The organism is Sporomusa sp. GT1, from assembly GCF_014634905.1.
GTDB lineage: Bacteria > Bacillota > Negativicutes > Sporomusales > Sporomusaceae > Sporomusa > Sporomusa sphaeroides.
Genome location: NZ_BMBX01000054.1, coordinates 1 through 5083 on the forward strand (window position 1 = coordinate 1; position 5083 = coordinate 5083).

General features: G+C 45.3%; 2 protein-coding genes and 2 pseudogenes. 2 read left to right on the top strand and 2 right to left on the bottom strand.

Going from position 1 to position 5083, the window contains the following annotated elements:
• Nucleotides 1-412: pseudogene (locus tag GT1_RS21740) on the bottom strand (hypothetical protein); the annotation flags it as partial.
• A 424-nt stretch (nucleotides 413-836) separates the two neighbouring features.
• Here GT1_RS21740 and GT1_RS21745 point away from each other — a divergent pair.
• On the top strand, nucleotides 837-1109 hold the full coding sequence (locus GT1_RS21745) for a LysR family transcriptional regulator (RefSeq protein WP_188400475.1): 273 nt from the start codon (nucleotides 837-839) through the stop codon (nucleotides 1107-1109).
• A gap of 730 nt (nucleotides 1110-1839) precedes the next feature.
• A pseudogene (locus GT1_RS21750) lies at nucleotides 1840-2727 on the top strand (pyridoxal-phosphate dependent enzyme); the annotation flags it as partial.
• Between the two features lie 448 nt (nucleotides 2728-3175).
• Here the strand turns inward: GT1_RS21750 and GT1_RS22690 are convergent.
• Nucleotides 3176-4942 (bottom strand): collagen-like protein, encoded by a 1767-nt coding sequence (locus tag GT1_RS22690; protein WP_223226442.1) that lies wholly within the window; start codon nucleotides 4940-4942, stop codon nucleotides 3176-3178.
• Between the last annotated feature and the right edge of the window lie 141 nt (nucleotides 4943-5083).

Genomic DNA, 5083 nt, shown 5'->3' on the forward strand with positions numbered 1-5083 from the left:
GAGTAATATCTTCAATTGTCACAATTGCAGAGCCTTCAGTCACAGTAATATCCAGTGTCGTGGATTGGAAGATTAAACTCTCGCCAAACCCTACAGTGGCTGTTCCTACAGGGCCAAGTACGCTAAATAGAGTTTCTCCGGTATCAAAGGTTCCTGTAGCACCAGTAGGGCCGGTCGCACCGTCAGTTCCAGTGGGACCCGTCGGACCGGTTACTCCGTCAGCACCTGTAACACCAGTCGGACCTGTTGCTCCCGTAGCGCCTGTCGGTCCTGTTGGTCCCGTGGGGCCGGTAGGACCTGTCGAGAAGTTGGAACCCAAACAGTTGTTAATTATAACCGTAGGTTCACAACAGCATTCTTTCTCATGAGGATAATGGCAGCATTCCTTTTCACTATAATATTTTCTGTCCATACGCTAACCTCCAATATAATACTACATACAAAAAAACACTTTATGCCATTATATGCAGTGTTACATAAATATGCTTTGGTAGTGAACGCTAAAAACAAAAAGGAGGTGTCGCAAAACGCTTTATGAAAAAAGCGCAAAGCGTGGGACAAACGGCCTGTCACGGCGTCCCTTGAAGTCGATAGAGTTACCGGGGGTAAAAGAAAATACCGCCTTTAGGCGGTATAGCGTCACTTTTCTCTAGTTTCCTTCGGTAACTAAGGTTTATTGATCGAATTTACTTCTTTGGCACTTTCATTGTTGGAAACGTATTTCGGATCACCAAGAGTCATGCGGGGAGAATTTCTGGTTTTATTGCTTTGATATAGCTCGCTCATTGTATAATATAATATGTATGTTTTTCCAGACTATATTATGGAGGTATTAAATGGAAATTGTAAATGTTCATGCGTTCCTCGCTGTTGTTAATCACGGTAATTTTTCCAAAGCCGCAGAAAGCCTATATGTTGCTCAATCCGTTTTGACCAAAAGAATACAGTCTCTGGAGAAAGAGCTCCAAAGACTGTTGTTTGAGCGCCAGCGGGGTCGTAGGGTGGTGGAGCTTACACCTTCAGGAATGGAATTCGTGCCCATTGCCCGCAGGTTTGCCGCGGCATGGCAGGATACCAGAAATTTTGCGACAGGGATCGCGATGGATTAATATCCAGTCAGTTTCTCTCATTGGGAATTACCTCATGAAATCATCTGATCTATGGCAATCGTTCCGGAATCAACCGTTTGAATGCTGAAGTGTCCAGGTTTAATCGAGACGCACGAATTGGCGGAAGGACCTCCGCCGTTGAACTGTTATTTGTTGACGCATCGGCTCCCACGCCCCAGTAGCATAGGCAGCATCACGTTTCTGAAAGAATACATTCTGGAATATTGAACAATGATAACCGCCGTGCTTATATGCCTTAGCCGAACTAAAGCAAGTATAAAAGTCGGTTACCATTGGAGCAGGTAACCCAGATGTGGTGCCGGATTTCGCATATGGTTTCCTAATTAACTATATAATTTATTGGACATGTTTGCAGTGCTTTTTTGGTAAATGCTGTGTAATAACTTCATTTACCTTGGCGCTGAAAACTTGTCCTTTTTTATTTTATGTATTTGCAAAACTTATTGCATCTGATGCAAAACAGCAGAGATATTTAATTTAAAATACTTGGGGCTGATATTATGTTTTTTACATGGTGTTATTTCAATGAAATTATCTATTTTTTATATGTAAATATATATAGCTGGAATATATAGGTGAAGACGTGAAATCCACCCTCGGCCTGGGCTTTACTCCACTGGTCGAATTACCGGATTTGGCTGATGCTCTCGGCATCAAAACCCTATGGGTAAAAAACGAAAACGCCAATCCTACCTAGTCGTTTAAAGACAGAGGTTCCTTCTTTAGCGTCTTGCGCGCCAAGCAATTGGGTTTCAAAAAAGTAGGTGTCGTTTCCAGTGGTAACAATGCTGCATCTACTTCAGCTTTTGCTGCCGCTTTCGGCATGAGAGCCTATATCATGGTGCTAGATGAGATCCCGCAGGAAAAATTGAATCCTATAGCGATCTACGGCTCGACTTTGATCAAGGTTAAAGGACGTTATGATGATATATATGATGAAAGCCTGAAAATTGGAAAGGAACAATCCATCTATATGATTAATTCGGATGAGCCTTTCCGTGTAGATGGTTATCGTACACTCGCTTTTGAGCTCTGTGAGCAGACTAACTTCAATCCACCGGACTATGTGGTGGTTCCTACCGGTTCCGGTGGTCATTTCACCGGCATTTTACGGGGTTTTCTTGATATGCAGGCATGTGGCTTGATAGACCGTATCCCGACCATGGTTTGCGTACAGACTTCCGGCTGCGCAACGATTTGCAATTCCTTTGACAAAGGCTTAGACAAGATTGAACGCACTATGAATTCCACCACGGTTCTGCATGAATTTGAAAATCCTTTCCCGCCCAGTGGTGAAGAAGTTATGTCCGCAGTTCGTAAGTATGGCGGTTTCTGCGTCCAGATAAGCGATCGTCACATCCTTGACTGCCAGAAGAAGGTTGCCAATAAGGGTCTGTTTGTACAGCCTGCTTCTGCTGCTCCGCTGGCTGCTGTTGAAGAACTGCGCAAAAAGAACCTTATTCTGGATGATACTCGTATCGCTCTGGTCGCTACTGCAACCGGCCTGAAATATACAGCGGCTTTGGAATGGCAGGGCCTTACGTCTCATGTAACAACTCTTGATAATCTTGGTAAATTAATCAAGGAACTTGATTAATAGAGTGACAGTCAATGCGGATAGTAATAAACTTGTACCTACGCCATCCTGTCTTATTCGTGTGGACAGACGTAAAATAAGTTGGTTGGATTTACCGGATGGGGCCGTAAGTTGGAAATGACACAAGCGGAGTTCGAAAAGTTGCGTGCGCAAGAAAAGGGGATTTAATGGTACAGAATGGTATTTTCGGTATCGATATTGCGAAAGAGCGGCTGGTCGATTGACCAGCCGCTTTACAATGAAACTATTATCTAAGCCCCAAAATAGTGGTACTTAAATTTATGTCAACCGCATAACCAGACCGCCACTAAATCCCATTGTTATTATGAGGGGTGACCCTAATCAAATTTGGGAACTTTTTGTCCTCCGTAGCAAGAGAGTTTCGGTTTTTCAAATATCAGAGGACCGCTCTAAGGCAATCCTCTGATATTCCAGACCGGCTTACATGTTAAGCAACCCTTTCAACGGCTAAAACCCCAGCCTGGCTAACAAGACCAAAGGCGAAAAGTCCCGCTACGGTAGAGTTCATTTGGATCGTTAACTGGTCTCCAGCGGAAAGTGCGTAGTAATTCGTTAAAGAAAAGGTAGCGACTATTCCGCTAACCATCTCCAGCGCCAGGTTCATATCCCCTTGCGCGACGCCGTTAATGGCCAGTATAACGCTAACGGTTCCATCCAGCGAAAAGCTGCCGGTCACATCGATGTTAATCCGGTAGATCCCATCCTCCGTTAGTGTAATTGTATTCGGTGTCGTATAATCGAGGCCCCCCGAGGCGGAGCTCTGGTTAACCAGCGGTAGGGTAACCGATGCGGGCGTCAGCGCAAGCGTTCCGAGTGACGTCATTAAGGTTCCGAAGGCGCTGACAATTGCACCAGTAGCCCCGGTCTCACCAGTAGCTCCGGTCTCGCCAGTCGGCCCAGTCTCACCAGTAGCTCCGGTCTCGCCAGTCGGCCCGGTCTCACCAGTAGCTCCGGTCTCGCCAGTCGTCCCAGTCTCACCAGTAGCCCCAGTTTCGCCAGTTGGTCCAGTCTCACCAGTAGCTCCAGTTTCGCCTGTTGGACCGGTCGGGCCCAAAATACTCTCGTTTATATCTAACCAATAACATTCTTCAATAGGTATTTCCGGATCTTCGGGAATATCTGCCGTATTATATCCTATGATATAGCTTTCAGGTACGGTTGCTGACTCCCAGTCCGTTGCAAATGTCGTATTGGCAATGGTATTATCCGCTTCGAACAATACTGTATTGCCAGAAGAACCCCCGTCGATACCAATCAGGCCTTTTCCGGCGGTACCCTGTATATTATTGCCAACTACTTCAAGGAAGGCAAAAATATTTAAGCCGGGGCTAAACAATAAAACAGGCACATTACTTTCGCTAATGAGAGTATTATCATTTACATAAAGCATAAAATTACTTCCAATGAACTCTTCAATCACAAGCAAATGCCTCAATGTATCGGCAGCCGCAAGCTGGGTATTGTTCTTTATAAGCAATGCCCCTTCCAGCGTTCCGGAACTTACCCCTACATTGGTAATGATGATGAACCTTGTATTGTTCGCACCTCCGCCTGTTGTAAAGGTATTGTTGGCAATGATGCTGTTTCCATCCGTAGATGACATATAGATGTGGTAATTTCCATTGGCCGCACCTGCTAAAGGTGAATAGGAAAATGCACAGTTGGTAATCTGGAATTCACTTACAGTCAGACCAATCCCCAATTCACAAAGTACAATTCCGCAATTGTCAATATAAATTCCCGTAGCAGATAAATTGCTTACCCTTATAACGCTTTCTACTCCTAAGATAGAAACAAAATTCTGCTCAATTGTCATGTTTGAAATGACTACATCCCCTACAGAGACATTAAACATGTTGACAACAGATGTATTTGTAGTTGTAACAAAAGTCTGACCTTGACCCTGTCCTTCTATGGTAATGGACTTATTTACAACAATACTGCTTGTAATGATAAAGGTCTCTGCATCCAAAAGTACCCTGTCTCCGTCACTTGCGGCATCTATACCGTCTTGGATCGTAGTAAAAGGTCGGGTTGAGCCTACTAAAATATCAACTCCTGTTGGCGGGGGGATTATTCTTATTTCAGGTTCCGGCGGCATCTCGTATTTCTGATAGACTTCCCCTGTGGAAAGATCAATGTATGTGTCCCCAAATTCACCAATATTACAAGTGGGCTCGCCTATGCCTGTCAAAATCGAAGCTCCAGTGGGGCCGGTTGGTCCCATCGGACCGGTTTCGCCTGTTGGGCCCGTTTCTCCAGTTGCGCCGGTGGGGCCGGTAGTCCCGTCAGCGCCAGTTGCGCCGGTGGGGCCGGTAGTCCCGTCAGCGCCAGT

Coding starts and splice junctions, on each gene's coding strand:
- GT1_RS21745 (WP_188400475.1), top strand. CDS start 837: ATGGAAATTGTAAATGTTCATGCGTTCCTCGCTGTTGTTAATCACGGT.